Source organism: Legionella lytica, assembly GCF_044626755.1.
In the GTDB taxonomy this organism is placed as follows: domain Bacteria; phylum Pseudomonadota; class Gammaproteobacteria; order Legionellales; family Legionellaceae; genus Legionella; species Legionella lytica_A.
In genome coordinates, this window is sequence record NZ_JBGORX010000008.1 from 34,567 (window position 1) to 60,316 (window position 25,750).

A 25,750-nucleotide genomic window follows, 5' to 3' on the forward strand; every position below is an offset into this window, starting at 1 on the left:
TTATCATTAAATATCATGGGCTTAGTTTGATTTAAGAAAGACTGGTTTTCGAAATAGCCTGATGTATAATGGCTAAATCAAGCTCTTTCGGAGGGTAAGCAATGATAAAATCTAGCATTTTCTGCTTGTTTTTTGTTTCCTTGAGTGTAAATGCCTCGGGTAGTTGCGATATGAATGCCGGGCTTTCTGATTCTAATGTCTTAGCTCTTAGCTCCCAGCCGGGTTTTTGCCAAACCTATGGTTATGAAGCTGGCAAGCCTGAATGCTCACATTTATCTAAAAACTCTTATCAAGCACGTCATCTCACCTTACACGGTTTATGGCCCAACCAGAATGCTTGTGGGCAAAGTTATGGTTTTTGTGGTGTTGCTCAACGCAACAATCATTGTGATTATGCTCCCCTTGATTTATCTACTGATGTGGCTGAAAGCTTAGAAACAATGATGCCTAGTTATAAGTATGGGAGTTGTTTGGAGCGACATGAATGGAATAAGCATGGGAGCTGCCAGGCATTAAGCGCCGATCAATATTTTACTCTGGCCATGCGATTGGCTACGGAGATGGACCAATCTGCTTTTGGAAGTTATATAAGCGAACGCTCCGGTAAAACCGTAAGTCGCATGTCATTACGCAAAATGCTTGATGAAACCCTGGGAAGTAAAAATGCGGGGAAAGTTTATCTAGGCTGTAAGCGGGGGATATTAGTCGATATTTATATTGAACTTCCCGCATTAATTCCTGCCGATGAACCATTAGAGTCTTTAGTGGATAAGGCGCCTAATAATCATTACCATGATTCCTGTCCTACAAATGTAAAAATTTCTAGCTTCACCAAAGGTGCTATCCTCTCCTTGACTGGAGAAAAAAGTAATCGAGGTTAAGCACTGAATGCAGCGGTCATTCTGCAGGATACGCAAGATGCTGCTGCCGCAGAAAAAACAGTAACAAAATTCTATAGTTAAGCGAATTTCCCGCCTTGCACATTGAGAGAACTTCCTCTAATGTAGAGGGATTATAAATCCAGGAATGATGATTATGTTGAAGCGGTATGGTTCATTAATTTTAATTGCCCTTTTATTGGCATCTTGTGCCCATCATGGCGTTAAAAGAACCCCGGCGGTTGTTCAGCCAACTATTTATAAAAGTACCACCCAATATAAGCCAGTACCTGGTTTTTCTCAGGTTGAGGCTCAAGGGCAAATCAATGTCACATTGCATACTGGCTATCGTAAACCTCAGGTAGTGCTAAGAGGAGATCCTCGTGATTTAGAGCAGGTAAAGGTATTCGTATCTTTAAATACCTTGTACGTAGTTTTAGGTAAAGGCTTCCCGCATCATGGGGTAGTGCATGCCGACATTCAAGGACCCTACCTAGCTCGTTTTAGTTTTAAAGGAGAGGGAACCATTACGGGCAGTCAATTACATACCGGCTCATTGGATCTCTTTATCGCTAATACCGGAACTACACGGCTCGGTGGCTCTATAGGCTTGCATCAGCTCGTGGTTGCGGGTAATGGCTTTACCGAAATCAGTGGTGTTAATAGTTCGGATGTAAAGATTAGCTTTCTGCAAGGTTCACCCAAAGTGCAATTATCAGGTGTAGCTAATATTACTACGCTTAATATGAAAAGCGATGCTTGGTTCAGCATGTATTGGCTTAAGAGTGATAGTTTAACCATTCGCGCTAAAGACAGAGCTCGTATCCAATTAGCGGGTACTGCGAAGCGCTTGGATGTTGAGCTATGGGGAAGGGCACAGTTCAAAGGGCGTTATTTACGGGCGCAGCGTAGTTTTGTAAGAACTCATGACCATTCGATAGCCGAAATTTCTTCAGTGAATCATCAAAGCACGCTTGCCACCGATGCCAGCGATATTTTTTACTATAATCTGCCTAATACCCGCGAAGATTTTATGGCTTATGATGGTTCCGTATTAGATATGCGTGAGTGGGATCGTTTGAATCTCCGCGACTTCGATCGCTATAACAAACAATTTCCTTAGTCATCATCGTCTCAATATTCTCGAATTACCGCGGCTTGACCGCGGTATCTCTATGTTCGCCATTTAAAGCAAGGTATTCTTGGATGCCGAATAAGCTTCCTAATTATCGCTTATTAACGCAAGCAACGATTTGCTCAAGATCATTATCCAAGGGGAGCACATGTGCTGAATTTGCCAGCCAGTGTATGGAAACATTGGGTAAATCCTGAAATAGATGTTCGATTGCATCGGAAGGTACCACCTCGTCATGCACACCTAAGAAAAGATCAACAGGAGCATTGGGAGGGATCCATTGATGTTGCAAAACCAAATTAAACATCTCTTCAATAGCCCTAAGTGGCAAACGCTTATACGAAATTTCCGCCTGGGCATTGCTTCGTAGATTTCCTGCTGCACCCCGTAACTCTTTAAAGCCTAAACTTTGTAACAGGCTGGCTAGTTTTAAATTAGAACGTAAATTCATCTGCAGTTTTATGGCGGGTGCCAAAAGAAACATATGATTAAATGCAAACCGTTCGCTGAGCTTACATGCGAGTAAACCACCGAGCGATAACCCCATTACATCAACTTTTTTGTAGGTTTTGAATAATTCTTCACAGGCTCTAGTGGCTTCCTCAATCCAATCAGCAGAGGTTATTTGGGAGAATGCATCAATACTTTGTCCATGGCCAGGAAGAACTGGACACATTACCGCATCATAATTTTTTAATTGGGGGATGAGTAGCCGATATACCGCTGGGGAAGATGAAAATCCATGCAAGAGCAAAAGGGCTCGTTCATTTTTGTGGCTGTGATTATAAACTGACTTAATAAGAGAAAAATCTTCTTCTTTTAAATCATCTACTTGTTTCCCCTGACGAAAATAGCGAAAATCGTTTTTATTCATAGAGCCTTCATTGCAAAATTAATGTAAAAATGGGTCTGAATAATTTATCAAACGGCTAATCTTGATATTATCTACAATATTAATAGTAGTCAAAAATGGAAGAGCTAAAGCTATATCTTAGTTGGTTGGTACATTGTTGTACAGTGTGTGCTATCTTTATATTAAGGCAGTTTATCGAGGGTCGATGCGATGGGTACCGGAAAAGACGAAATTTCAAAAGAGGATGAAGCACTAGATTCTGCACGTCAGATGTTTGAAGATGCTGATGCCGAGGTTGAGGAAAATGAAACCTTTGAAGCCATGAACAATATGTTTGAACAAGCAGAAAAAGAAGCCGCGAAAAAGACAGCGCAAGATGAAGATGATGCCAATCTTGAGGCTGTAGCTAATATGTTTGAGCAGGCTGATGAAGAGGCTGCGGCTAAAGAAGCAGCGGATGAGGCGGAGAAAAATGCTCCGACGGAAGATGCTGATGCGGATGAAAAACAAGCTGCCACTAATGATAATTCACCTGTTCCGAAGCCCGCCGCGGATGACGACAAAAAGAAAAAGCATAAAGATCCAATGATGGAGCTCGTAGAAGAGCTCAATAGTTTTGTTGCTTCCGTGAATGGTGCGATCACTGATTTTGTTAAAGATAAAGGTAAAGAAGCATGGGATAAATTGAATGATACTGAACCCATGAAAACCTTAAATGGTGCGATGAGTGAATTAAGCCAGTTTGCCAAAGATAAAGTTGGGGAACAGGTGGATAAAATAGCTGATTCTAAAGAAGTAAATGATGCAAAAGACTTTGTTAAAGGTTTACAAGATACCGTTAATAGTGCTTTTTCCCAATTGATGAACATGGCTGCAAACTCAATTGCAAATGCGGTGAAGGGCATAACCTCGCCAACCCCCAATGCTCAGGATGATGTGCAAGCGCAGGCACCAGAGGATACTGCGGATGATACCTTTGCAAATGATGGGATTGACGAACTAGATGAGGCCAATGCTGAACCTGAACTTGCGAATGAAGATGATGCTATTTTAGAAGCTGTAGGCAAAATGTTTAAGGATGCCGAAGCTGAGGCTGAGATTAGTGCAAAGATGGATACCCCGGCGGACTCATTAACCAGTACGAGTGATGAACCGATGAAAGCTTTATCTGACTCAATGGGTGATATGGATGCGCAAACTAACAGCAAAGCCCCAGAACCTAGTCCTGATATGGAAAACGATCTTTCTTCAGGTTTATCCAACGCGATGTAATTGCGTTAGAACCACGGGGATATGCCCCGTTAAAATTTTATGTAATTAATTAGTTACCTGTCACAGACCTAACTCTAGGTAAAAGTCACAACTGTCTTGAATTTAATTTCAAGACAGTTGTTGCATTAGTGAGTCGGTTTATTAAATCGACATTCGGAAATACTGAGAGTGCATCGCAGTAATGTACTCTACGGTTTTGTAGGACTAGTGCGCGCATTGGGTGTCTCTGGTGTAGGGTTGGGTGCGGTTAGCAGGTTATTTTGAGCAAGGCTGCCTTTGGGGTCAACATTACTTATTCTTGATTCGGTCACCAGATTAGTTGTTGCTCCATCTGAGGGGGCCTGCAGTTCCGGTTGGTTGGTGTCCTTCTGCGCTTTGGGGGTTACTGCATTATGTATCCCAGAAGCAATAGCATTCGCAGCCGAATTCATCGCATTGGAAAATGCGTCACCAATTTTGTCTTTCAGCGCAGACACTTGATCTTTAGCGGAATTTAATGCTTTTGCTGCATCCGACTCATTGAGTTGATCCCATTTTTCACCTACTTTATCTTTGGCAAATTGCTTTGCTTCATCAAGGGCACCAGCTAATGTCTTCATGGGACCGGTATTTTTGAGTTTATCCCAGGCATCGTTGCCTTTCTCTTTGAAAAAATCGGTAATTTGCTTGTTAGTTTGTTTGACAAAATCATTAAGCTCTTCAACCAATTCCATTAACGGATCTTTATGTTTCTTCTTATCCTTATCTTGCTCTTTGGGTGGACCTATACGCTCATCAGTATTGGCTCCTTTTTGTTCTTCCTTATCGTCCTTCGCTACTGCTGTCTTCTCTGCGGCAAGTTGTTTGTCCCACTGTTGAGAAAGCTCTAAATGTTTTTGATCATTTGCCTGACAGGTTTGCACATAATCGTTATAAGCTTTATCCTTAGCGGCAGAATTTTCATTTTGAACTTTTTGGAATTCTTCAGAATTCGCGGTGCTATCGTTGGTGTATTGAGTGTTAATTTTTTCATGTTCGGCTTTGTAGTCATCGTAGGTCATGCCCTCTTCGCCAGCCCACCGTTGCTGCAAATTCTCTATCTTTGCTTGATAATCCGCCTCAAGTTCGCTTCGTTTACCCTCATATTTACCCAGAGCTTCTTGATATTGTTGATCTAATTGTACGTATTTTTGGTCAAGAACCTCCGCGGCAAAAGTATTGGCGGCGTTATGAGCTTTAGTGGCTTCATCGAGTTCCTCACTAGTGAGGGTAGCAGACTCGTCTGCGGCAAACTTATCTTTTAATTTTTTTATCACTTGCTCATACTGATCTTGAGGTGTAAAGGTCGCCTCCTCTGTTGCCTCAGGCTTTTGCGTCGGGCCATCGGTAATTGCGAGTGGTGCTGATGAAGTGCTTTCCAGGGAGGCCGTATTTAATTGTTCTAATTTTTGCAATTCGGCAATTATAAAATCTCGTGCATTATTGAGCTTTTGCGTTGCTTCCGTAGCTTGTTGGTGCTCATCTAAATTACGGTCGGGGTGAATCTCGCGCGAGATTTCTCTCCAGGCTTTACTTACCGCAGCTTTATCTGCGTCGGGACCAATACCTAACATAGCGCGGGGATCATTAGGATCTGCATTATTTATCTGTGCAATTTTGGGATTTGCCATCTTAATTTCCTCAATAACAGTACTTATTTTAAGCATTATTATCATTAATATAAGTGTAGAATATAATTTCCTCTTGTATGGTCCTTTTGGTAAATTTCTGAGAAAAATAAAATTGAGGGCTTAGCATGTAAATCACGCACTTTATTTTACGCAAGTGCTTCGTCCTGGCTTGGTCGCCTAACTTAAATAATGAATAAAATAAGAAGCTTAGGTAGATTAAGGGGGATTTGTATCCCCCTTAATAGGGGAGGGAATTACACTTCAAATAATTTATGTGGCAAGCTCTCAATACGCCCAGCTTGGGTAACCACGACATAATTTAATTTACGTTGTAGCTCACTAATCGTATCTGCTCCCGCATAAGTCAGGCCAGATCTTAAACCGCCAACAATGTCACCAATAATGACGTCAGCATTTTCTTTGTAGGCTACTTCAGTAGCAACGCCCTCCGCAGTTTTCCACTCGTGCATCTGTCCTAAGAAGTTTTCTTGGGCTTCCTTGGATGCCATGCCACGGTAACGTTTTACCTTCGTACCATCTTGTTTTTCGATGACTTGGCCGGGAGTCGGAGAAGTACCCGCTAACATACCACCAATCATGACAAAATCCGCGCCAAAGGCTAGGGCTTTAACGATATCCCCGGAAGTTTTAATACCCCCATCCGCCACAATTGAGCGGTCTGAACGTGAACAGTCTTGAATACAGGTTAACATAGGCACACCAAAACCGGTTTTAATACGCGTACTGCAAACCGAACCACCGCCAATACCTGCTTTAATAATGTCCGCACCGCAGGATGCTAGATAGTCAGCACCAGCATAGGTTGCAACGTTTCCAGCCATAATGCAGCGATCTTGCAGCATTTGTCTTAAACTTTTCAGCGTCTTACCCACATATTTTGCATGCGCATGTGCAACATCCACACAAAAATAATCAGCACCGGCATCACGTAACGCTTCTGCTCGCTCCAATTCTGCTGTTGTACAGCCAATGGAAACAAAAACTTTTCCAGTACATTTTTGGAATTCTTTGATGTTGTCTTCCACACTCATAAAGCGGTGTAGCGCACCCATTGCCCCTTTGCTCGCCATAAAATTAGCCATATTACTTTCAGTAATGGTGTCCATGTTGGAGCTGATTACTGGGAGTTCTAAGCTGAGTTTCGCTAAGCGGTCGGTGCTGGTAGTGTCCACCACGCGTCGGGACTCGTGGTGGTTGTAAGAAGGAACAAGTAGAACATCATCGAAAGTGATGGCTTGGTCAGTCATGATACATCCTCGTAAAACATATACTATAAATGCTCTGCAGCATAAAATGCAAGTCTTGAACGTTCTCCTCGAGTTAAACTCATATGGGCACTATGTTCCCAGTGTTTAAAGCGGTCTACCGCAAAGGTGAGACCTGAAGTGGTTTCACTTAAATAGGGGGTATCAATTTGTTTAATATCGCCTAAACAAATGATCTTGGTTCCGGGACCGGCTCGGGTAACCAGCGTTTTAATTTGTTTGGAAGTTAGATTTTGTGCTTCATCAATGATGAGGTAACGATTCAAGAAGGTTCGTCCTCGCATGAAGTTGAGTGAGCGTATTTTAATCTTATTCTGCAATAAATCCTGAGTCGCACCGCGTCCAAAACTGCCGCCTACTTGTGAACTATGCAGCACTTCCAGGTTATCCATTAATGCGCCCATCCAAGGGGTCATTTTTTCTTCTTCGGTTCCGGGTAGAAAGCCGATGTCTTCACCGACGGGAATCGTGACGCGCGTCATCAAGATTTCATTATAGCGATTTTGATCTAAAACTTGAGTAAGCCCCGCCGCAATGGTTAATAAGGTCTTTCCGGTACCTGCAGGACCTTGCAGGGTAACAAAATCAATATCGGGGTCCAGTAGCAAGTTTAGGGTAAAATTTTGCTCTCTATTTTTGGCAGTAATTCCCCAGACGGAATGTTTTGCTTGGGTGTAATCCCGTACTAATTGGATAATTGCCTGGTCTTTATCCAATTTTTTCACTATGGCCTGAAATTGATTATCTTCAGTACTAAGGCAGTCATTAGGATTCCATTGGCTGATTAACGGGCCGGCCACCTTATAAAAGGTTTTGCCACTTTCTTGCCATGACCCCATGTCTTTGGCATGAGTATCCCAAAAATCATTGTCTAAGATATGTAAGCCACGATGCAATAAATTAACGTCATGAAGAACTTGGTCATTGTAATAATCTTCAGCGGAAATACCTAATATTCCCGCTTTAATCCGTAAATTAATGTCTTTAGAAACAATAATTACCTGCTTGCTGTTGCTGTACTTTTTTTGCAAACCCAAGGCCGTTGCCAAAATGGTATTATCTACTTTGTGGCCAGGAAGGGTCGTTGGTACGACTATGTCAAACTCATCAGTTTGGAAATAGAGTTTTCCACTGCTGGAGCGTTTGTCTGAATTAATATAGCTAGGGATGGGTAAGCCGGAGGCAATTTGGGCGTGAGAGGCATTACTCATCAACTCCACTAACATCCGGTTAGTTTGTCTTACGTTACGTGCGACCTCAGACGTTCCGGTTTTATGGCTGTCTAATTCTTCTAGAACCACCATGGGTAAATAAATATCATGTTCTTCAAAATGATAAATCGCGGTTGGATCGTGCATTAAAATGTTAGTATCAAGTACAAACAGTTTTTTTTGTATGTTGCTAGTATCCATGATTCACCTCAGTTATCAAACAAAACTGTTTTTTATAACAGCGTTACAGCACAGAAAAAAAATTTCTTTGTCTTATCTCTAATTGTGCTAAGGCTAAGTACTTGAGTCAAGAAGAATATTTTTATTTTTAAAACCGCTTTATGCTGCAATCTAGTCTATACTTAGGGCTCGGATGTAGCTATGAATTGAGTACGCGCAACACGTCATCAACATGTCCTTTCACGCTCACTTTACGCCATTCATGGAGTAATTTACCTTCAGGGTCAATAATAAATGTACTGCGCTCAATGCCCCGTACTTGTTTGCCATACATGGTTTTCATCTTGATTACATCAAAGAGCTGACATAATTGCTCATCTGCATCGCTGATTAGTTCAAAAGGAAAATTTTGTTTGGCTTTAAAGTTTTCATGGGATTTGATGCTGTCACGAGAAATACCAAAAATTTGTGTATTTAAAGCTTGAAATTGGGGATAGGCGTCACGGAAGTCTTGTCCCTCTGTAGTGCAGCCGGGAGTTGAGTCTTTGGGATAAAAATAAAGGACAACATACTGTCCTTTATAATCGTTGAGATGAGCCTGTAGGCCAGAGGTTGCACTCAATGCGAAATTTGCTACCGAGTCACCTATATTCATTATTCTCTCCCTGTTTTTTTCATAATGCGTGAACGGTCCCGGTTCCATTCGCGGTCTTTGATGGTATCTCGTTTATCGTGCTCTTTTTTACCCTTCGCCAGGGCAATTTTGAGTTTAATTTTATTCTTTTTCCAATACATCGATAAGGGGATAATCGTATACCCTTGACGTTCGACACTGCCAATCAAAGTATTCAATTCTTTTCTATTTAATAAGAGTTTGCGCGTACGCGTTGGATCGGGAATTGAATGGGTTGAGGCCGTTAACAAGGGTTGAATTTGGGCGCCAAGTAAAAAGGCTTCGCCATATTTGATAATCACATGCGCATCGGACAAATTAATTTTGCCTGCACGCAAGCTTTTAACCTCCCAACCTTCAAGGGCAAGTCCTGCTTCGAACTGTTCTTGAATGAAGTAATCAAAGCCTGCTTTGCGATTCATTACAATTGTTGAATCGGATTGTTTTTTACTGGTCATAATTTAAGGCCCGTATTTTTCCTTGTTTTTCTTGTGGTTATGTCGGTATTCTAATGGCAGTTGAGGATAAACCCGTGCTAAGTCTGCGTCAACAGCTACTCGATTGTCGAATACGAAGCATTGGCCATCCCATCGCGATTTTTCTTTGGGCATGGTTTCAATATAGTGCAAAATCCCATCTTGTAAATGGTAAACCTCAGGGAAGCCTAAATCTTTTAAATAAGCGGTTGATTTTTCACAACGAATACCGCCAGTACAGAACATGGCAATTTTTTTATCTTTTTTATCAAGTAAATGCTGCTCTACATACTCGGGAAAGTTTCTAAAGTTTTCCGTATTGGGATTTATCGCATTTTTGAAGGTACCCAAATCGTATTCGTAGTCATTGCGAGTATCAATAAGAATGACTTCAGGGTCTTGAATTAAGTCATTCCATTCTTCTGGAGAAAGGTAGGTACCCCCAGTTTTGAGTGGGTCGACATTGGAAATGCCCATCGAAACAATTTCGGTGCGTAATTTTACTCTGGCCTTTTCAAAAGGATTTTCTTTGTCAAAAGTTTCTTTGAAGCGTAAATCAGCTAAACGGGCATCGTGACGCATGCATTGATAAAAACCATCCATATCTTCACGCACACCAGCAACGCTCCCATTAATTCCTTCGGCGGCTAAGATAATGCTTCCTTTGATTTGGTAGCTGCTCATCTGCGCTAATAATAGCTCACGCATTGATTCATAATCGTCGATGGAAACAAATTTATAAAAAGAGGCGATGATTATTTCTTGCATTGAACTGCCTGGGATGTAGCCAAAATCATCGCCAAAAATTAACATTTAATCACTATTTAATCAATAGGAATGAATAAAACACATACAGCAAATCACATTTTTGCTGATGATTTTAGATTGATATTTGCCGGATTTTTTGCCGAACGAGGAGAACGCATTTGTTCTCTTCTGGAAGCCATGAAAAGTTGAGTAAATGCGTTGACAAAAACTAACCAGTGATCATACTGTTATATACAAAGACAAATAACTTCTTGTAATAAATTGGATGGTGGCATTAGGAATGTCACGGAGAAGTTATCAGGGACATCTGTACTCGAAGTGTACAGATTTTATAAGGAGATAATATGGTTAATTATACCCGTGTTTGTCGTTGGTTTTTCGCACTAATCTTGTGCATTCCCCTAGTCAGTGTTGCCGCCCCTAAGCCTGTGAAATCTATAGTGCTTTTTGGTGACAGCATGTCTGATATAGGTAACACCACCCACTTACTTAAAAGTCTCCGCCAGGAGGATGATCCTGCATTCCTAGTCGCACCATTCAAGATCTTTGTATTAAATAAAATGGTTGAGTTCGCTGATGAATACTACGTACCGCAAATGGTTTTAGAATCAGGTATGGCCGTAGTTACTGAATTTTTTGACAAAGAGCTCGCACCTTATATTGCTAATTTAGTTAGTAAAATTAGATTAGTACCCATATTACCTGGCCAGCCTTATTGGAATTCCAGATTCTCTAACGGTAAAGTTTGGAATGAATATTTAGCGAAGATGATTTCCGTAAATCAAAACGATGAAGATGTTTATTTAAACCGTTCTTTTGCGGGTAGCTGGGCGGTAACTTATGACTATCAATTAACGGTTTGGAACTTAATTCGCCATCCCCTTGGTACGATTAAAAATCTGGTTGTAGGTAAGTTAGTACCTCCAAGCCTGGGTCTGACTGTGCAAGCGTACTTATTAGAACACCAACAGCTTAGCGATGAAACCGTATTCTTCCTGTTTGCTGGAAGTAACGATTACATTAACGTTTTATTCTTTGAAGATAATTACAATACTTCAGTAATGAGTACTTATGTCGATAATGTTCTGTCTGGCTTAGGTTCTTCAGTAAATAAATTAATGCAGGCTGGGGCGCGTCGCTTTGTTATCATGGGCGTTCCGCATATCGGCGATACTCCACGGGTAGTGAAAACTACCGACCGCGACGTGTTAAATGCTGCCGTTGATCAACACAATGAGCGTTTACGTACCCGCATTCAAGAATGGCAGAAACTCTATCCTGATTCCGACTTTATGTTTGTGGATATGAGTGAATACATGCAGCGCGCCTTAAATGATCCACAAACTTATGGATTTACTAACACGACTGATGCCTGTATTGATGTGAAATTGCCAATGTACCATGAGTTCAATAATTCCCCTTTTGCCAACAACTTTGTTTTACGCTACGTACAAGTACTGAAATACAGAGACAGCAGTTTTGCGCCGGGTGAAAAGAATTACACGGTCTGTGACAAACCTGAAAGTTATTTATTCTGGGATGAGATTCACCCAAGTACTCGGGCACATGCTTATCTTGCCTTTGAAGTATGTAAGGACATGAAGTATCACGGTTATGGTGTAACCTGTAAAAACCCACTTGATTAAATAGCTGGGGCTCAGATTAGGGAAAAGCTACCCTAATCTGAGTTTTATGTTGCAATAGCTTCCAAAATTCTCGCTTTTTAGTGGATTAATCCTCATTGTGTTCTAAAATTACCCTTATTACATAAATAGGCTTAGTTCTTTTTGGAGATGTTTGTGGCATAATTCTGATTTTTCTACTTATCCCCCAAGATACTTTACAATGCTTGGTTTAGTGCGAATGGTTGGTTGCTTTTGGCGTAAACCCTAATCGCGCAGTGAGAGTCTTTGGGAATATTATACGTTAGCAAGTGTTAACACGAGGAGCTGGTGATGTGCGGAATTATGGGTGCTGTTTCTGAAAGGGATATCAGTAAGGTCTTGTTGGAAGGTTTGCGGCGTTTGGAATACCGTGGTTATGACTCTGCAGGAATTGCAGTAATTGACGCTGACGCGCATTTGAAGCGTGTCAGAATTCAAGGTAAAGTGCAAAACTTGGCTGATGCCATGTTAGAAACCGCTGTGGCGGGGAATACGGGAATAGCGCATACCCGTTGGGCTACTCACGGCAAGCCCTCAGAGTTGAATGCTCATCCGCATTTATCACATGGCGAAATCGCCCTTGTTCATAATGGTATTATTGAAAACCATGATCATTTGCGTCAAGAGTTAACCGCTAAAGGTTATGTCTTTACTTCAGAGACGGATACCGAAGTTGCAGCGCATTTAGTGCATTACTACTATCTTCAATCGGAAAACTTATTAGAAGCCGTACAAACTGCCGCGACTGAAATGCATGGTGCTTTTGCCCTAGGTGTTATCCACCAACATCGTCCCTCTGAGCTCGTTGCCGTGCGTAAAGGTAGTCCTTTGGTTATCGGCTTAGGTATTGGTGAGAACTTTATCGCATCCGATGGTTTGGCATTAAAATCTTTTGCGCAAGCGGTTATGTATCTCGAAGAAGGCGATAGTGCGTTAATTACAGCCAAAAAAGTTACTATTTACAATGCAGCCAAGGCTCCAGTAGAGCGCCCAACGCATCTGTTAAGTAGCGATTCAGAAACCGTGAGTAAAGGACGATACCGCCATTTCATGCTCAAAGAGATTTTTGAGCAGTCCAAAGTGTTAACTGATACTGTTGAAGGCCGTGTGAATAGCCTTGATGTGCTTAGAGCAAGCTTTGGTGAGCGTGCCTCCCATGTGTTTCCTTTAGTGAAGCAAATCCACATTGTTGCGTGTGGAACCAGCTATCATGCGGGCTTGGTTGCTAAATATTGGTTAGAATCCTTAGCTGGATTACCAACACAAGTTGAAATTGCTAGTGAATACCGTTACCGTGATGTGGTTGTCCCTAAGGATACCCTATTTATTACGGTCTCTCAGTCAGGGGAAACCGCAGATACGCTGGCGGCTTTAACGAAGGCAAAATCCTTAAATTATCTTGCTAGTCTGGCAATTTGTAATGTGGCAACCAGTACCTTAGTACGAGAAGCCGATTGTGTCTTTTTAACCCGTGCGGGTATTGAGATTGGCGTTGCGTCGACCAAAGCATTTACTACCCAATTAGCGGCATTTTTGATGCTCTCAGCAGCTCTTTGCCATGACGCGCGCGCAGAAGAGGTCCTGACACAATTGCAAGAATTGCCACGTTGCTGTGAGCAGGTATTGCAAATGAATGACGAAATCGAAGGCTTATCTGCTTTGTTCGTTAATAAAGCCCATGCACTATTTTTGGGTCGCGGGGTGCAATATCCGGTCGCTTTAGAAGGTGCTCTCAAGCTCAAAGAAATTTCATACATCCATGCCGAAGCTTATCCTTCCGGAGAGTTAAAGCATGGTCCTTTAGCCTTAGTTGATGAAGATATGCCCGTTATTGCGGTAGCGCCCAATGATGAGCTTCTGGATAAGTTGAAATCCAATCTACATGAGGTGAGTGCACGTGGTGGTCAGTTGTTTGTTTTTGTCGATGGAGCACATGCGTGGAAGGCAAATGGAGCACGTTTGATCGAGGTTTCTCCTTGCGGCTCCTGGATTGCACCTATAGTGTACACCATTCCGTTGCAGTTATTAGCTTATCATGTTGCCGTTGCAAAAGGTACGGACGTGGATCAACCACGTAACCTTGCCAAATCGGTAACTGTTGAGTAATAATGTCGCGATTTTTATCATGTATTCGGGGATGTAAATGACTCAAGAAATGTTGACGTCAGCGTCAATTATTGCGCAAGAACTTAAAGTTAAAGTTGCGCAGGTTGAAACAGCGATTCGTTTGCTGGATGAGGGAGCAACAGTGCCTTTTATTGCACGTTATCGTAAAGAGGCTACTGAAGGATTGGACGATTCGCAATTGCGTTTTCTTGCTGAACGTTTACTTTATTTGCGTGAGTTGGATGAGCGCCGTGAGGTGGTCTTGCAGTCCATTCGTGACCAAGAAAAACTGACTCCAGAGCTGGAGAAAAGCATTCTTGCCGCAGACACTAAAACTCGTCTTGAAGATTTATATCTGCCGTATAGACCTAAACGCCGTACTAAAGCGCAAATCGCGGTGGAAGCAGGCTTACAACCTTTAGCGGATGCATTATGGAATGATCCTTCTTTGGATCCAGAAGCTCATGCGATGCAGTTTATTAATGCTGAAGCCGGTGTCGAAGATGCTAAAGCTGCTCTTGAAGGTGCTCGTCACATATTAATGGAACATTTTGCTGAAGATGCAGATTTAATTAATGAATTACGCGAATACTTATGGCAGCATGCGGTTGTGAAGTCGGTGGGTAGCTCGAAGAAAAAGGAAACTGTGAATAAATTTGCAGATTACTTTGAATATGAAGAACCCATTAAGAAAATTCCTTCTCACCGTGCTTTAGCTTTATTCCGTGGCCGTCGCGAGAGTGTATTACAAGTTAGCCTGACTTTGCCTGAGACCGATTTGACTTATGGCGAAACTAAAGTTGCTGCTCACTTTAAGATTACCGATCAGCAAAGAGCAGCAGATCCATGGTTATTAGAAACGATTCGTTTAACCTGGAAAGTGAAGTTATTCACTAAGCTTGAGTTGGAATTATTAACTCGTTTACGCGAAATGGCTGATGAAGAAGCCATTAAAGTATTTTCCAGAAATTTGCGTGATTTACTCCTTGCCGCGCCTGCCGGTCCACAAATTACCATCGGCCTTGATCCTGGGATCAGAACTGGGGTAAAAGTTGTGGTGGTTAACGCGACTGGAAAACTGTTAGATTTTTCGGTGATTTATCCATTCGCCCCTCAAAACGAATGGCATCAGTCAATTACTGATCTAGCGAAGCTTGCTGCGAAGCATCAAGTGAACTTAATGAGTATTGGTAATGGAACTGGTTCACGTGAAACTGAACGTTTGGTCGCTGACTTAATTAAAATGTACCCAGACTTAAAACTGACTAAAATCGTCGTTAGTGAGGCGGGTGCTTCAGTTTATTCTGCTTCTGAACTTGCAGCACAAGAATTCCCTGATTTAGATGTAACCTTACGTGGCGCGGTTTCAATTGCGCGTCGTTTACAAGATCCCTTGGCGGAATTAGTAAAAATTGAAGCGAAGTCTATAGGGGTTGGTCAGTATCAACATGATGTAAACCAAGCTCGTTTAGCACGTAGCCTTGAAGGGGTTGTTGAGGATTGCGTGAACGCGGTGGGCGTAGATGTGAATACGGCTTCTGCAGCTTTGTTATCGCATATCTCTGGTTTAAATGAGACTTTAGCGAAGAATATTGTCCAATATCGCGATGAGCATGGTGCATTTAGTAACCGCATGCAACTGAAGAATGTTAACCGTATGGGTGAAAAAGCATTCCAACAAGCAGCAGGATTCTTACGTATTATGAATGGCGATAATCCTTTGGATGCATCTTGTGTTCATCCTGAAGCTTATCCATTAGTAGAAAAAATTATTGCGGATAAAAAGGTCGCAATTTTAGAGCTTATCGGCAATAAAGATGCGTTAAATAGCGTGAATGCGGCGCAATTTGTTGATGACCAATATGGTCTTCCTACCATTCGTGACGTGTTACGTGAATTGGAAAAGCCCGGCCGTGATCCTCGCCCAGAGTTTAAAACAGCACAATTTAAAGAAGGTGTTGAAGATATTGCCCATTTACATGAAGGCATGATTCTGGAAGGTGTGGTGAGTAATGTCACTAACTTTGGTGCCTTTGTTGATATTGGGGTTCACCAGGATGGCTTAGTACATATTTCTGCGATGACCAATAAGTTCATTACTGATCCCCGCACCGTAGTTAAAGCGGGTGATATCGTTACGGTTAAAGTGGTTGAAGTGGATAAAGAGCGCAAGCGTATTGGTTTAAGTATGCGTTTGGAAGAAGAAGCTACTGCTCCAGTTATGAAGAAAAAAGCAAAGGCTCCAGAGACGAAAAAGCAGTCTGATGGTGCTCGCTCAGAACATCGTAAGAAACCTGAGATGGCTAAAAAGGCTGAACCCGTGAAAAAGACGGTGTTTAACACGGCTATGGCAGATGCGTTAGCAAAGCTGAAGCGCAATTAAAGCATGAGCATAGCCCGTATTCGCGCAGCGTAATATGGGCTATGTGCCAGATTACGATTTCGCCTACGAATACGGTGTTTCGTTTTGTGGAGCAGGTGAGGGGATAGTAAAAGCCCAGACCTACATAACTAATAAGTGGTGGAACCTATGACACATTCCCCAAAAGGCGAATTAACCATCCAAACTTTGGCAATGCCTGCTAACACGAATGCTAACGGTGATATATTTGGTGGTTGGATCGTATCGCAAATGGATTTAGCCGCTGGCGTTTTGGCAAAAAAACTCGCTGTTGGGCGAGTAGCAACAGTTTCTATTCATTCAATGTCCTTTTTAAAACCGGTTCATGTTGGCGATCTCATCAGTTGCTATGTTACTCTCGTGAAACAGGGCACCACCTCAATGACCATGAATGTGGAAGTATGGGCCTTGCCGGCTACAACGCAAAGCGAACCTTATCAAGTGACTGAAGGTGTTTTTATTTTTGTCGCTATTGATGAACATGGAAACTCAAGACCGGTACCTAAAATAATATGACCAATGATTCGGTAGAATTACAACGTTTACTTACGGAAATGGCAACATTAATTGAGCAAAAGGCAGATCCAGACCCTCAATTATATATGCTGTTTTTTCAACAACCAGAACTCTCTTTTAAGCTCGTCGATATTATTAATAATCTTGAGGAAAACCTGGACGAGGGGCTTGCTGTTTATTCAGCCTGCATTTTTGCCCTAGATATTTGTGTTGCTCAGTTGCAAGGTGCTGCTGAGGCCAATAATAAACTAAGCGCCAAGGTCTTAGTGAATTTGATGGACCATTTAGCAGAGCTTATTTATTCACAAAAACACAGCTTAAGTTTTTGGTTACCCATTTTAAATTCCTTTTATGAGGCGCATGTTGAATTAAGTGAAGATTTAAAAAATGCTTATTTTGATTTAGCCAATCAAGAAGAAGATCCCCTTGACGATCAATTACTTAATGGCGAGGAACAGCCTTCACATCTAGATGCTATTCGTGATTTGATTCATGAATTATCGGACCTCAGCGTCTTTGAAATAGCCGAAAATTTTTTCGCCCAAAGCTATGCTATGCCGGCGGACTTCTTCACTGATTTAATCATCGATTTATACAGTATTGAAGAGGGGGCGGATATTGCCTTATTTACCTTACTGCATCCTAAAGCCGAGGTAAGAGATACAGCAATTACTACTTTGGGACAAATTATTGATCAGGTTACCTTTTCTTCCGCCTCTTTATCGCGCCTGCAAAATATAATGTATTGGTACCCAGAACATTATCACCCACTATTTAATAGTTGGATAAAAATTCAACGTAAAAAAGGAGTGGTTTTTGCTCCTGATAGTGGAAAAGCGACCGTACACATTAAAGCAACGGAAGTTGATGGCACCGGAGCCCAAGGTATTTTTATTCATGCACGCAAAAATAGAAAAAATCGGCTGTGCGGATTATTACTCAAGTTTAATATAGGCATTAAAGATGCGTGGATGACTCCAGTGGTGACCGCCAAGGAAGTGAAAGAATATTACGGCCAAGCTTTTGATGAAAACGTCACTTTGCGTGATGTGGATTTACCTTATTTCATTATGATGGTTGAGCATTTTCTTGCAGAAACCCTTGCGCATGGTGACATTCCGCATGTGCATTTCCTGGAAATCCAAGAATTATTAGGCTTACGTTTACGCCCACATCAATTGGATTTAGAAGATGTTTTTGAACAATTGAGTGTGCAAATAACGCCATTTACACCGGAGGCAATTAGCGAATCCTTACAGCGTTCAAAGTCTTGGTTAAAAAGCAAAGCCTTTACGGAATCCTGGTATATAGAAAATCCGCTAATCGATAAAATAGTGAATCATAACAGTAGCTTTGTCGATGGCATCCGTGTCTGTAACTTAGAAAAGGCAATCTCTGAAGTATTTCGTGAAGAAATGGAACATCATCGGGATAAATGGCAATTTCATTTCCTGTGGATTGCATTGTGGATGAAATCCAAAGAACGCTTGAATGAAAAGATTTGGCGAGATAGTTTTCTAATTGCCTACTCCATTCATGATGGTGTGGCCTTAGAAGAGATTCCGGTGATGCGGGAAATTTGTCGGCAGACGGTAATCAATAGTGTTGAAACCATGCATGAGCGACGAACCCATTTAAGCCAAGAGTAGTTGGGCTGTTGACCTCTCCCCGTTACTCTCATCCTGGCACTTATCAGGGGCTTCGCCCGCAACGGGAATGAGTTAGGATAGGCGCTGAAGGCGGGAGGAGGCTTTTAACGTTAGCATTATAGCCTGATTTATGGATTAAGCATGTTAGAAAAGAATAAAAATAAATACATAAGCTACATCGATGGACTACGAGCTTTTGCAGTGATTGCCGTCGTATTATTTCACCTAAACGTGGCCCATATCACTGGTGGTTATGTTGGGGTAGATATCTTCTTTGTCATTAGTGGCTTTTTAATCACCCGTCTAATTGTGCATGAAGTGGAGCAAACCGGTACCTTTAATTTTACCAACTTTTATTGCCGCAGAATAAAACGTATTTTTCCAGCCCTCTTTTTCATCTTACTCTGTAGCCTGGTGGTCGGACTTATTTTACTGGCACCAAGTCATTTACGTGCTTTAGGACGGACTATAGCTGCAGCTGCCTTTTCTGTTTCTAACTGCCTCTTTTTATTTGAAAGCGGCTATTTTAATGCGAACGCAATATACAAGCCTTTATTACATACCTGGTCCTTAGGTGTTGAAGAACAGTTTTATTTTGTTTGGCCATTTATTTTATTTATCGTTGCAACCAAGTTAAACAAGCGATTTTTGCCTTTGACAATTATTGTTTTAGGCTTATTTAGCTTTGCTTTAAATTTACTCTTTCAAAAGAGCTATCTTACTGCCGTATTTTATTTGATGCCTTTTCGCTTTTTTGAGTTTTGTATTGGGGCCCTGATGGTTTGGCTTATTAAGTACAAGCCAAAGCGGTCGTTTTTCACCGAGCTGGCCTGTCTGCTCGGCGTGGGGATGATGCTCTTTGCGGTGCTTACTTTTAGTAAAGATACTTTATTTCCTTCGTATAATGCCTTAATTCCAACCCTGGGTGCTGCCTTGGTTATTTATGGTGGAAATGCTCGGTATATGGGCCAGCTTTTTAACAATAAACTTGCTGTGGGTTTAGGCTTAATCAGCTATTCAATGTATTTAGTGCATTGGCCAATACTGGTATTTTATTCTTATGTAAGTGCCACAGAAATTAGCACTATTGGGATGCAATTAATCCTTTTCCTTTGCTCTTTACTGGCCGCTTTGTTTAGCTATTATTTCATTGAGCAAACATTTAGGCATACGCCAACTCAGGGCCGGCAAGCACAACGAACCTTAATTCTGAAATGGCTTCCCGGCATTGCTTTAACCGCGAGCTGTGGCTTTGGGTTGTATTTAAGTCAAGGCATATTGTGGCGGCTACCGACACTAGAGGGCTCACAATTTAGCCCAAGGCAAATTGCGCAGGATTATCATAAGGCGCATTTTGGCGGCCGAGGCTTTGCTTACCCGTTTGGCTGGACTTATAAAGCTGAAGATGATTCGCCCGATATTGTCTTACTGGGAGATAGCCATGCACAAATGCTTCAGTATGGATTAGCCAATGAAATTGCAAAACCCTACCGTAAATCCATCTACATGGCTGGTTCGAGTTGTTTGATTCTTCCTGATTTATCCCGAACCACTCCAGGTGATGATTGGAATAAGATTTGCCCCAATGTATTAAAACAGGGATTAGCACAATTACAGAAAAAGCCAGATTCAATTTTGATTGTTTCACAATACTGGTTATTCCAAATTTTAATGGCTAAGGATTTAAGCAATCAACAGGCATGGCATATTGATTTAATGAGCAGTGACCGTAAGGATTATCAGCCTTTATTAGCTAAGCTTGCGCAATTGCGACAACTAATTGGCGATAGAAAATTAATTATTTTAGGTGATGTTCCTGGGGCTGGCATTAAAGATCCCTTTGCCTGCTTAACACGTCCCAGTTTCTCAAAGAGTAATTGTTTGGCAAAAATTGATACCCCTGCTGAATCCAATATTAAGGCAATTAATATCAATAAGGTTTTAAGATTTTTTGCGCAACATACTCCGCAAACTTATTTCTTCGACCCCTATTCGGTATTTTGTAATGAGAGGATTTGTCATTCGTTGAATGCTCAAGGTGAGCCTTACTATAGTGATGACAATCATTTATCCGAAGTGGGTTCCAGTTATTTATTTGCCGCATTGAAACCGCAATTGCTGCCCATACTTTCATAAGAATGGTCTGCTTGCCTACAAGATAGGTTGATACTTGAATTATCGCGGTTTGACCCCGGTATCTATAAGTAACTATCATTGGTTGCTGGTAAGCGCAGGTTTCTTCAAAAAAAAGCAAATAAAACACTTATCTACACCCTCAATCTGTATGAAATATATGAGCTCCTTGCTATGATAATCGCATTTAACGAGGCTACTGTTTTTTCTGTACTCTTTCACGCAAAAGGCTTGAGAGTACGGATAGGTTAAGGATGGTTTTATGAAGGTTTTGGTAACTGGTGCCGCAGGTTTTATTGGGTTTCATGTAGTACAAAAATTATGTGAACGCGGGGATGAGGTGATTGGGATTGATAATCTTAATGATTATTATGACGTGAATCTGAAAAAAGCGCGGTTACAAAAATTAGCGGATTATTCCCAGTTTAAATTTATTCGTATGGAACTTGCTGACAGAGAGCTTATTGCGCAATTATTTGCTGAGCATGGATTCCAACGGGTAATCCATTTGGGGGCGCAAGCAGGGGTGCGTTATTCACTAGAAAACCCCCATGCTTATATTGACAGTAATCTCGTTGGGTTTATGAATATTCTCGAAGGTTGTCGCCATCATCATATTGAACATTTGTCTTATGCGTCTTCAAGTTCGGTTTATGGGGCGAATAAAACCCTGCCCTTTTCGGTGCATGATAATGTCGACCATCCTTTAAGTCTGTATGCGGCAACGAAAAAAGCTAATGAATTAATGGCCCACACCTACAGCCATCTTTATCAGTTACCGACAACTGGACTACGGTTTTTCACTGTTTATGGTCCTTGGGGCCGTCCCGATATGGCAATTTTTAATTTTACACGTAAGATTCTTAATGATGAGCCTATTGATGTCTTTAATTTTGGTAATCATCGTCGCGATTTTACCTATATAAATGATATTGTTGAGGGTATAATCCGCGTCCATGATCGAGTGGCACAACCCAATTTAGAGTGGGCAGGGGAGTCTCCTGATCCAGGAACGAGTGCAGCACCTTGGCGAGTTTACAATATTGGTAACAGTAGCCCTGTACCTTTACTTCGCTACATTGAGGTTCTAGAAGAATGTTTAGGTAAAAAAGCCAAAATGAATTTATTGCCTCTACAGCCTGGTGATGTGCCTGATACTTATGCAGATGTGGACGCCTTAATGCAGGATGTTGGTTATAGACCAGGAACTCCTGTGGAGGTAGGTGTAAAGCATTTTGTCACGTGGTATCTTGATTATTATGCAGTATCTAAGAGTCAAAATATAAAACAACAAGTCAACATAGAAGTATGATGAATAGGGGCAACCCATAAAGAATGGATGAAATTTTGATGTTAACATCGGTTGATGAACGAAAACTTGCACTAATCGGTTTAGGCTATGTAGGTTTGCCACTGGCAGTTGAATTTGGCAAAGTACGCTCAGTCATGGGCTTTGATATTAATGCTGAGCGCATAAGTGAGTTAAAACAAGGGCATGACAGTACCTTAGAAGTAAGCCGTGCTGAATTACTTGAAGCGCGCCATTTATATTTAACTGCTAATGTGCAGGAAATTGCTTTTTGTGATACCTACATCATTACCGTACCTACTCCCATAGATGAACACAAGCGCCCAGACTTTACCCCTTTAATTAAGGCCAGTGAACTGGTGGGCTCCATAGTGCAACCTGGAGCTATTGTTGTTTATGAATCCACGGTGTATCCGGGGGCGGTTGAGGAAGTTTGTGTACCTGTTCTTGAGCGGATGTCTGGTTTAAAGTTTAACCGTGATTTTTTTGCCGGTTATAGTCCTGAACGCGTGAACCCTGGTGATAAACAACACCGGATCACCAACATTATGAAAGTAACCTCAGGGTCTACACCTGAAGTTGCCGGAATCGTTGATGAGCTCTACAAGCAAATTATTGTGGCAGGAACTCATAAGGTTGAGAGCATTAAGATTGCTGAGGCCGCAAAAGTTATTGAAAATACACAGCGTGATTTGAATATTGCACTGATTAATGAGTTGGCTATTATTTTCAATAAATTAGGCATTGATACTGAGGCGGTGCTCAAAGCTGCTGAGACTAAATGGAACTTTTTACCTTTTCGTCCCGGCTTAGTGGGCGGACACTGCATTGGCGTGGATCCCTACTATCTAACGCATAAGGCTCAAGCGATAGGCTATCATCCCGAAATTATTCTCGCCGGTCGACGCTTAAATGACAGCATGGGAGCATATGTAGTTTCTCAATTAATTAAATCCATGGTCAAAAAGCGTATTCATGTTCAAGGGGCCCGAGTTTTAGTTATGGGCTTAACCTTTAAAGAAAACTGTCCAGATATTCGTAATACGCGTGTGATTGATATTATCAATGAGCTCAAAGAATATAATGTTGCGGTTGATGTGTGCGACCCTTGGGCTGCTGCGGAAGATGTTGCTCACGAATATGATTTAAGCCTGCTTGAACAACCGGAGCAACAAGCATATGATGGAATTGTCATCGCTGTTGCTCACCAACAGTTTAAAGAGATGGGCATCACCGCGCTCCGTTCTTTTGGTAAAGCGCAGCATGTGCTTTATGATTTGAAATATCTATTCCCCGCTGAACACAGCGATTTACGCTTATAGGAGCAAGATGAGCGAGCGGCGATTGTTGTTCATAGTTAATGATGCAGCATTTTTTATCTCTCATCGTTTACCTTTAGCTATTGCGGCTAAAGAAAATGGATTTGAGGTACATGTCGCTACTCCTGAAGCTCACGTTAGTGCGCAGATTAAAGCTGCCGGATTAATTTTTCATGCGATTCCTTTATCCCGGAGTGGTAAAAATCCGGTGTTGGAATTAAAAAGCTTATTTGCTTTTTATCGTTTGATGCGTGCAGTGAAACCCGATTTGGTACACTTAGTTACGATTAAGCCGATTTTATATGGCGGCTTAGTTGCACGCATACTGAGAGTTCCTGCGGTGGTCGCTGCAGTTTCTGGCTTAGGCTATTTATTTACCTCGCAGCAAACCAAGACCAAGCTGTTGCGTCAGGGAGTCAGTCAATTATATAAACTTGCCTTAGGACATGCTTATCTGAAGGTAATATTTCAAAACCCTGATGACCGCCAAGTCTTTTTGCAAAATGCGACCTGCACGGTGGATCAAACCATATTGATTCGTGGCTCCGGCGTGGATCTAAATATTTATAAAGCTTCACCAGAGCGCACGGATAAAATTGTGGTGGCGATGGTGTCGCGCTTATTAAAAGATAAAGGGGTTTTGGAATATGTGGCGGCGGCCAAGCAGCTTAAAGCTGAGGGCATTGAGGCCCAGTTTTTGTTAATTGGCGATATTGATGAGGGCAATCCTGCCTGCATCGATAAAGAGCAGTTATCTCAATGGCGTAATGAAGGTGAAGTTGAGCTTTTGGGATTTCGTGAAGATGTTGCCCAATTAATGGAGCAAGTAAACCTGGTAGTGTTACCATCTTATCGAGAGGGCTTACCCAAGGTCTTGGTTGAAGCCGCCGCATGTGGGCGGGCGGTAATCACCACCGATGTACCCGGTTGCCGTGATGCGATTGAGCCCAACCAAACAGGGGTATTAGTGCCCGCACGTGACAGTCAGGCCTTGGCCTTAACAATGAAACAATTAATTGAAGATCATGCTTATCGCCAACAATTAGGCAATGCGGGACGCGTATTGGCAGAGCGCGAGTTTGCTATAGAGCGGATTGTTGATGCACATCTTAATATTTACAAAGAGCTCTCTTTACCAACGCGAGGATGTAAGTCATGATTTGGGATTTGCCTAATCTATTGGTATGCCTGATGATTATTTTTGCCGCGTACTTATTAGGTAAAATTAAGGCTTCGCATGCACTGTCTTTGGCGCTTCTCAGTTTTGTTCCCTTTTGTTTGAATGGAGTATTATTTGATCCTCGCTATATGCCCGATCAGTTTACTTATTGGCGTATGTTAAGTGCCATCAGAGAGTTTAACTACAACGCGAATTTCTATAATTCACGAGTCACCGAAGCTGCTTATATGTATGCTCTTTTTCCCCTACCCTTTGTTGAAACGGTAAATAGCCTGGGCTTTTTTAATAAGTTTTTAATGATTTCCGTATTTATTTGGACTTCAGCGGTATTGAGACTCCGGGGGTGGGTTTTATGGTTTTTATTATTTTATCCTAGCTTAATCTTATACAGTTCCTTAGGTTTGCGTGATATGTTGATTTGCACCATGATGTTGATGTCCTTATGGACTTTAATGCGAGGCTGGTACTTATTGACGCTTATTTTCCTTATTTTGCTGCTGCAGATAAAAATGCAAAATGCCTTATTAGTGGTACTTTTTGCAGCCATGTACCTTTTTGATAAATACAGCAATCTGCATTATACCAAGAAACATTTGTTAGCGCTGTTTGTCGCCTTAGGTACTTTGTTTTATTTAGCATTTCCCTTTATGGTTAATAAGATTGAATATTACCGACTAAGCATGTATTTAGAAGATGGTGGTCAGTTGACGGATTACCAGGCTATTGTTAGTTTTGCCGATTGCATCTGGCAGGTCGTTTTGGGACTGTTTCGAGCCTTATTTTACCCATTACCGTGGATGGCAAAGACTAAATTACAGCTGTTACAAGCTGTGGAAAATATTGCGATTGTCGCTGTACTGGTGGTATTTACATGGCGTTCTTATCAAGCACTACCAAAACAAACTCTAATGTGGTTTTGCTTTTTCCTTTCCGGGATGTGTATGTATGGCTTAATCGTGAGCAATGTGGGAACTATGGTTCGCTATAAATTGCCTTTCATCGTAGTGTATTTAATTTTTCTTAGCTATGAACGGGTTCGCTGTAAGCCAAAACAACATCTTCAGTCTTATGTATTAACTAGTTAACTCTATG

General features: G+C 41.7%; 20 protein-coding genes. 13 read left to right on the forward strand and 7 right to left on the reverse strand.

Annotation, left to right across the window (positions count from 1 at the left end; all coding sequences use genetic code 11):
• The first annotated feature begins 101 nt into the window (after positions 1–101).
• Together ACD661_RS13975 and ACD661_RS13980 are read left to right on the forward strand one after the other, a co-directional pair.
• Positions 102–881: a ribonuclease T2 family protein gene (locus ACD661_RS13975; protein WP_400188483.1), complete on the forward strand. Its 780-nt coding sequence runs from the start codon at positions 102–104 to the stop codon at positions 879–881.
• Between the two features lie 154 nt (positions 882–1,035).
• Positions 1,036–2,001: a GIN domain-containing protein gene (locus tag ACD661_RS13980; RefSeq protein WP_400188484.1), complete on the forward strand. Its 966-nt coding sequence runs from the start codon at positions 1,036–1,038 to the stop codon at positions 1,999–2,001.
• A 103-nt stretch (positions 2,002–2,104) separates the two neighbouring features.
• On the opposite strand, the gene ACD661_RS13985 is transcribed toward ACD661_RS13980, so the two are convergent.
• Positions 2,105–2,887, reverse strand: a complete 783-nt coding sequence (locus ACD661_RS13985) for an alpha/beta hydrolase (RefSeq protein WP_400188485.1) — start codon at positions 2,885–2,887, stop codon at positions 2,105–2,107.
• A 189-nt stretch (positions 2,888–3,076) separates the two neighbouring features.
• On the opposite strand from ACD661_RS13985, the gene ACD661_RS13990 reads away from it, so the two are divergent.
• Positions 3,077–4,138 carry a prolipoprotein diacylglyceryl transferase gene (locus tag ACD661_RS13990; RefSeq protein ID WP_400188486.1) on the forward strand — a complete coding sequence of 354 codons (1,062 nt, stop codon included), beginning with the start codon at positions 3,077–3,079 and terminating at the stop codon, positions 4,136–4,138.
• A 188-nt stretch (positions 4,139–4,326) separates the two neighbouring features.
• Here the strand turns inward: ACD661_RS13990 and ACD661_RS13995 are convergent, their stop codons facing one another.
• From ACD661_RS13995 to trhO, 6 genes are all read right to left on the reverse strand, one after another.
• Positions 4,327–5,787 (reverse strand): J domain-containing protein, encoded by a 1,461-nt coding sequence (locus tag ACD661_RS13995; protein ID WP_400188487.1) that lies wholly within the window; start codon positions 5,785–5,787, stop codon positions 4,327–4,329.
• A 254-nt stretch (positions 5,788–6,041) separates the two neighbouring features.
• Complete coding sequence (locus ACD661_RS14000; protein ID WP_400188488.1) at positions 6,042–7,055, reverse strand: guanosine monophosphate reductase; 1,014 nt, start codon at positions 7,053–7,055, stop codon at positions 6,042–6,044.
• Between the two features lie 23 nt (positions 7,056–7,078).
• The gene (locus ACD661_RS14005; RefSeq protein ID WP_400188489.1) at positions 7,079–8,485 is read right to left on the reverse strand and encodes a PhoH family protein; all 1,407 of its coding nucleotides are present in this window, start codon (positions 8,483–8,485) and stop codon (positions 7,079–7,081) included.
• Positions 8,486–8,663: 178 nt separating this feature from the next.
• Positions 8,664–9,119: a peroxiredoxin gene (locus tag ACD661_RS14010; protein WP_400188490.1), complete on the reverse strand. Its 456-nt coding sequence runs from the start codon at positions 9,117–9,119 to the stop codon at positions 8,664–8,666.
• Positions 9,119–9,595, reverse strand: a complete 477-nt coding sequence (gene smpB, locus ACD661_RS14015) for an SsrA-binding protein SmpB (RefSeq protein ID WP_400188491.1) — start codon at positions 9,593–9,595, stop codon at positions 9,119–9,121. Before smpB ends, ACD661_RS14010 begins: the two co-directional genes overlap by 1 nt.
• Before the next feature lie 3 nt (positions 9,596–9,598).
• Complete coding sequence (trhO, locus tag ACD661_RS14020) at positions 9,599–10,381, reverse strand: oxygen-dependent tRNA uridine(34) hydroxylase TrhO (protein WP_400188561.1); 783 nt, start codon at positions 10,379–10,381, stop codon at positions 9,599–9,601.
• Positions 10,382–10,725: 344 nt separating this feature from the next.
• Here trhO and plaC point away from each other — a divergent pair, with 344 nt between their 5' ends.
• The 10 genes from plaC (at position 10,726) to ACD661_RS14070 (ending at position 25,743) form a co-directional block, all read left to right on the forward strand.
• Positions 10,726–12,027, forward strand: a complete 1,302-nt coding sequence (gene plaC / locus ACD661_RS14025) for a lysophospholipase/glycerophospholipid:cholesterol acyltransferase PlaC (protein ID WP_400188492.1) — start codon at positions 10,726–10,728, stop codon at positions 12,025–12,027.
• 309 nt (positions 12,028–12,336) lie between these two features.
• Positions 12,337–14,151 carry a glutamine--fructose-6-phosphate transaminase (isomerizing) gene (gene glmS / locus ACD661_RS14030; protein ID WP_400188493.1) on the forward strand — a complete coding sequence of 605 codons (1,815 nt, stop codon included), beginning with the start codon at positions 12,337–12,339 and terminating at the stop codon, positions 14,149–14,151.
• A gap of 37 nt (positions 14,152–14,188) precedes the next feature.
• Complete coding sequence (locus tag ACD661_RS14035; protein ID WP_400188494.1) at positions 14,189–16,534, forward strand: Tex family protein; 2,346 nt, start codon at positions 14,189–14,191, stop codon at positions 16,532–16,534.
• 147 nt (positions 16,535–16,681) lie between these two features.
• Positions 16,682–17,068: an acyl-CoA thioesterase gene (locus ACD661_RS14040; RefSeq protein ID WP_400188495.1), complete on the forward strand. Its 387-nt coding sequence runs from the start codon at positions 16,682–16,684 to the stop codon at positions 17,066–17,068.
• Positions 17,065–18,717, forward strand: a complete 1,653-nt coding sequence (locus ACD661_RS14045; protein WP_400188496.1) for a hypothetical protein — start codon at positions 17,065–17,067, stop codon at positions 18,715–18,717. Before ACD661_RS14040 ends, ACD661_RS14045 begins: the two co-directional genes overlap by 4 nt.
• A gap of 141 nt (positions 18,718–18,858) precedes the next feature.
• Positions 18,859–20,853, forward strand: a complete 1,995-nt coding sequence (locus tag ACD661_RS14050; RefSeq protein ID WP_400188497.1) for an acyltransferase family protein — start codon at positions 18,859–18,861, stop codon at positions 20,851–20,853.
• Between the two features lie 259 nt (positions 20,854–21,112).
• On the forward strand, positions 21,113–22,162 hold the full coding sequence (locus ACD661_RS14055) for an NAD-dependent epimerase (protein WP_400188498.1): 1,050 nt from the start codon (positions 21,113–21,115) through the stop codon (positions 22,160–22,162).
• Between the two features lie 38 nt (positions 22,163–22,200).
• Positions 22,201–23,481, forward strand: coding sequence for a Vi polysaccharide biosynthesis UDP-N-acetylglucosamine C-6 dehydrogenase TviB (gene tviB / locus ACD661_RS14060; protein WP_400188562.1), 1,281 nt, complete (start codon positions 22,201–22,203; stop codon positions 23,479–23,481).
• Between the two features lie 7 nt (positions 23,482–23,488).
• Complete coding sequence (locus tag ACD661_RS14065) at positions 23,489–24,637, forward strand: glycosyltransferase family 4 protein (protein ID WP_400188499.1); 1,149 nt, start codon at positions 23,489–23,491, stop codon at positions 24,635–24,637.
• The gene (locus ACD661_RS14070) at positions 24,634–25,743 is read left to right on the forward strand and encodes a hypothetical protein (protein WP_400188500.1); all 1,110 of its coding nucleotides are present in this window, start codon (positions 24,634–24,636) and stop codon (positions 25,741–25,743) included. Before ACD661_RS14065 ends, ACD661_RS14070 begins: the two co-directional genes overlap by 4 nt.
• Positions 25,744–25,750 lie beyond the last annotated feature (7 nt).

Bases quoted from the DNA above. Each gene is read 5' to 3' on its own strand.
- ACD661_RS13975 (WP_400188483.1), top strand. From the start codon at position 102: ATGATAAAATCTAGCATTTTCTGCTTGTTTTTTGTTTCCTTGAGTGTA.
- ACD661_RS13980 (WP_400188484.1), top strand. From the start codon at position 1,036: ATGTTGAAGCGGTATGGTTCATTAATTTTAATTGCCCTTTTATTGGCA.
- ACD661_RS13985 (WP_400188485.1), bottom strand. From the start codon at position 2,887: ATGAATAAAAACGATTTTCGCTATTTTCGTCAGGGGAAACAAGTAGAT.
- ACD661_RS13990 (WP_400188486.1), top strand. From the start codon at position 3,077: ATGGGTACCGGAAAAGACGAAATTTCAAAAGAGGATGAAGCACTAGAT.
- ACD661_RS13995 (WP_400188487.1), bottom strand. From the start codon at position 5,787: ATGGCAAATCCCAAAATTGCACAGATAAATAATGCAGATCCTAATGAT.
- ACD661_RS14000 (WP_400188488.1), bottom strand. From the start codon at position 7,055: ATGACTGACCAAGCCATCACTTTCGATGATGTTCTACTTGTTCCTTCT.
- ACD661_RS14005 (WP_400188489.1), bottom strand. From the start codon at position 8,485: ATGGATACTAGCAACATACAAAAAAAACTGTTTGTACTTGATACTAAC.
- ACD661_RS14010 (WP_400188490.1), bottom strand. From the start codon at position 9,119: ATGAATATAGGTGACTCGGTAGCAAATTTCGCATTGAGTGCAACCTCT.
- smpB (WP_400188491.1), bottom strand. From the start codon at position 9,595: ATGACCAGTAAAAAACAATCCGATTCAACAATTGTAATGAATCGCAAA.
- trhO (WP_400188561.1), bottom strand. From the start codon at position 10,381: ATGCAAGAAATAATCATCGCCTCTTTTTATAAATTTGTTTCCATCGAC.
- plaC (WP_400188492.1), top strand. From the start codon at position 10,726: ATGGTTAATTATACCCGTGTTTGTCGTTGGTTTTTCGCACTAATCTTG.
- glmS (WP_400188493.1), top strand. From the start codon at position 12,337: ATGTGCGGAATTATGGGTGCTGTTTCTGAAAGGGATATCAGTAAGGTC.
- ACD661_RS14035 (WP_400188494.1), top strand. From the start codon at position 14,189: ATGACTCAAGAAATGTTGACGTCAGCGTCAATTATTGCGCAAGAACTT.
- ACD661_RS14040 (WP_400188495.1), top strand. From the start codon at position 16,682: ATGACACATTCCCCAAAAGGCGAATTAACCATCCAAACTTTGGCAATG.
- ACD661_RS14045 (WP_400188496.1), top strand. From the start codon at position 17,065: ATGACCAATGATTCGGTAGAATTACAACGTTTACTTACGGAAATGGCA.
- ACD661_RS14050 (WP_400188497.1), top strand. From the start codon at position 18,859: ATGTTAGAAAAGAATAAAAATAAATACATAAGCTACATCGATGGACTA.
- ACD661_RS14055 (WP_400188498.1), top strand. From the start codon at position 21,113: ATGAAGGTTTTGGTAACTGGTGCCGCAGGTTTTATTGGGTTTCATGTA.
- tviB (WP_400188562.1), top strand. From the start codon at position 22,201: ATGTTAACATCGGTTGATGAACGAAAACTTGCACTAATCGGTTTAGGC.
- ACD661_RS14065 (WP_400188499.1), top strand. From the start codon at position 23,489: ATGAGCGAGCGGCGATTGTTGTTCATAGTTAATGATGCAGCATTTTTT.
- ACD661_RS14070 (WP_400188500.1), top strand. From the start codon at position 24,634: ATGATTTGGGATTTGCCTAATCTATTGGTATGCCTGATGATTATTTTT.